At 40.4% G+C, this 1,734-nt stretch carries 6 protein-coding genes; 1 reads left to right on the forward strand and 5 read right to left on the reverse strand.

Annotated elements, in window-relative coordinates:
• From DY78_RS15815 to DY78_RS10905, 5 genes are all read right to left on the reverse strand, one after another.
• The coding region (locus DY78_RS15815; protein ID WP_156404123.1) for a DUF1351 domain-containing protein at positions 1–165 on the reverse strand (165 nt) is incomplete at its 3' end.
• Positions 165–335, reverse strand: coding sequence for a hypothetical protein (locus DY78_RS16450; RefSeq protein ID WP_169817081.1), 171 nt, complete (start codon positions 333–335; stop codon positions 165–167). The genes DY78_RS16450 and DY78_RS15815, both read right to left, overlap by 1 nt.
• Positions 336–337: 2 nt before the next feature.
• On the reverse strand, positions 338–502 hold the full coding sequence (locus tag DY78_RS16455) for a hypothetical protein (protein WP_169817087.1): 165 nt from the start codon (positions 500–502) through the stop codon (positions 338–340).
• A 12-nt stretch (positions 503–514) separates the two neighbouring features.
• Positions 515–754, reverse strand: coding sequence for a hypothetical protein (locus DY78_RS10900; RefSeq protein ID WP_024625265.1), 240 nt, complete (start codon positions 752–754; stop codon positions 515–517).
• A gap of 142 nt (positions 755–896) precedes the next feature.
• Entirely contained in the window at positions 897–1,157 is a 261-nt protein-coding gene (locus DY78_RS10905) for a hypothetical protein (protein ID WP_024625266.1), read from the reverse strand.
• 55 nt (positions 1,158–1,212) lie between these two features.
• Between DY78_RS10905 and DY78_RS15820 the strand changes: the two genes are divergently transcribed.
• Positions 1,213–1,467, forward strand: a complete 255-nt coding sequence (locus DY78_RS15820) for a hypothetical protein (RefSeq protein WP_235810667.1) — start codon at positions 1,213–1,215, stop codon at positions 1,465–1,467.
• The last annotated feature ends 267 nt before the right edge of the window (positions 1,468–1,734 follow it).

Consider the following 1,734-nt stretch of genomic DNA (forward strand, 5'->3'; position numbering starts at 1 on the left):
CACTTGCTTGCTGTCGGTTACGTTATCTTCGGTGATTACTAAATTCGAGTAGCGCGATACATATTGCGCAATAGCCGCCTGCAATCCTTCCAAATTGTTAATTTTGATTGGTACCGGTTGATAGTCCACCGTGTAGTCTGGAAGATTAATTACTTCATTCTCCATTATTTAAGCCCCCTATTGATCATAAGTGCGTTTAAGTCCATTGCTTTAATCATGTTGTCTCGCATCTGACGTAATTCTGGCGTTAATGCCTGTGGATCAATCGATGCAATCAGTGCAACACCGTGGAAAATGCAATGCTGTTGTTCTAAATAAGGTAATGTTTCTTCCATAACTACCGTCCTCGCTTTCTTAATGCTTGCAAACGAGACTGCTTTGGAATAGAGTAGATGTTGGTTCTAATTATCTCTTCCATTAGTCCATCGTTAGCCGTTACTAGCGATGGCTTTTTTTGCGCTCGTTTCCACTCATGGAGTGGTAAAATTGATACTTTTTGCATGATTGTTTCCTCCTAATACATTGGCGGTAATGTAAACGTCCAGTCCTCATCGAAATTTTCGCCTGGTTCGCAAACGTTAATATCGTGTTCTTGCAATTCACCAATAAATTCTTCTGAATAGCCAAAGCACGGCCGCTTCTTAATGATTCCTTCTGTATCGTACGTGATAGCATTAATCAGCTCACGTTCATCTGCACGAATTGCGTTATACTTACGTGCTCTTAACGCGTGTTCGATGTCTTCTTCATACATATCATTTCCTCCTTAAATTCCAAACCAGTTTCTAATCTCTCGGCGCTTGTACCACACGGTTGTTAGCGCCCAGGTTAATACTGCTACTTCTACCATGGCAATTCCTCCTTATGAATTGAATCATTATCTACCCGCCTAGGTTTTAATCACTTAAATTTTGATGATTCAATAACCATTTTTCGACTGCTGGGGCGTACCATTTGCCATCTTCTTCTGGCTTTGGGAAGCCTTCTTTGTCGCGATAGTGCTTATCGAATGAATCTACTTTGATACCAAACTCAGAGTAGAAATCTTTACGCCCAATCATCTTGTGATCAACAGCTTGCTGACTACGCCCGTCCACAACTCCCTGCTCATATGCTTGCGTGAAAAGCTTCGACAAAGCACTTACCAAACTGTCCATCCCGGTCACTCCTTTCGGTGTATAATTTTGTTATCCCAATTAATCGAGGTGATAAATGATGCGAATTACTGGAGCTCGTATTACCGAACAAGGTGTTTCATTCTCCGTTGTCGTTGTTAAGCCCGGAACTTTAAACTCTTCAAGTCGTGATTCAGTTGCAAATGGTCTACCCCTAGACTTTCCACGTCCTGTTATCTTAGCCGAACAGAATAACGGAAATTTTCAATATTACGGACGTAACGATATTGTTAATTTTCTTGCTAACCTAGATCCTTCTCAGATTCCTTGGGAAGATTACGAGATAAACTAGTTTTTAGTTTAAAAGCGCTTGGCGTCTCTCTTGTTGCCAAAAATAGTGCTTTTCGATTTAATGGGGTCTCCATGTTACTTGCAATAACATGGAGGTCTTTTTCAATTGCCCATAATACGTGTACTAGTTGCTTTAGTGTTTTTGTCATATTGCTAATCCTCCTATACTGTCTTAGTTGTATACTTGATTTATTCCAATTAACCGAGGTGACAACTTATGACTGACAAAGAATTGCTAAATGTTGCGGCAAACCTTACAGATACTCTT

The sequence above is a fragment of the Lactiplantibacillus fabifermentans DSM 21115 genome (genome assembly GCF_000498955.2).
Classification (GTDB): Bacteria; Bacillota; Bacilli; order Lactobacillales; family Lactobacillaceae; genus Lactiplantibacillus; species Lactiplantibacillus fabifermentans.

Coding starts and splice junctions, on each gene's coding strand:
- DY78_RS16450 (WP_169817081.1), bottom strand. CDS start 335: ATGGAAGAAACATTACCTTATTTAGAACAACAGCATTGCATTTTCCAC.
- DY78_RS16455 (WP_169817087.1), bottom strand. CDS start 502: ATGCAAAAAGTATCAATTTTACCACTCCATGAGTGGAAACGAGCGCAA.
- DY78_RS10900 (WP_024625265.1), bottom strand. CDS start 754: ATGTATGAAGAAGACATCGAACACGCGTTAAGAGCACGTAAGTATAAC.
- DY78_RS10905 (WP_024625266.1), bottom strand. CDS start 1,157: ATGGACAGTTTGGTAAGTGCTTTGTCGAAGCTTTTCACGCAAGCATAT.
- DY78_RS15820 (WP_235810667.1), top strand. CDS start 1,213: ATGATGCGAATTACTGGAGCTCGTATTACCGAACAAGGTGTTTCATTC.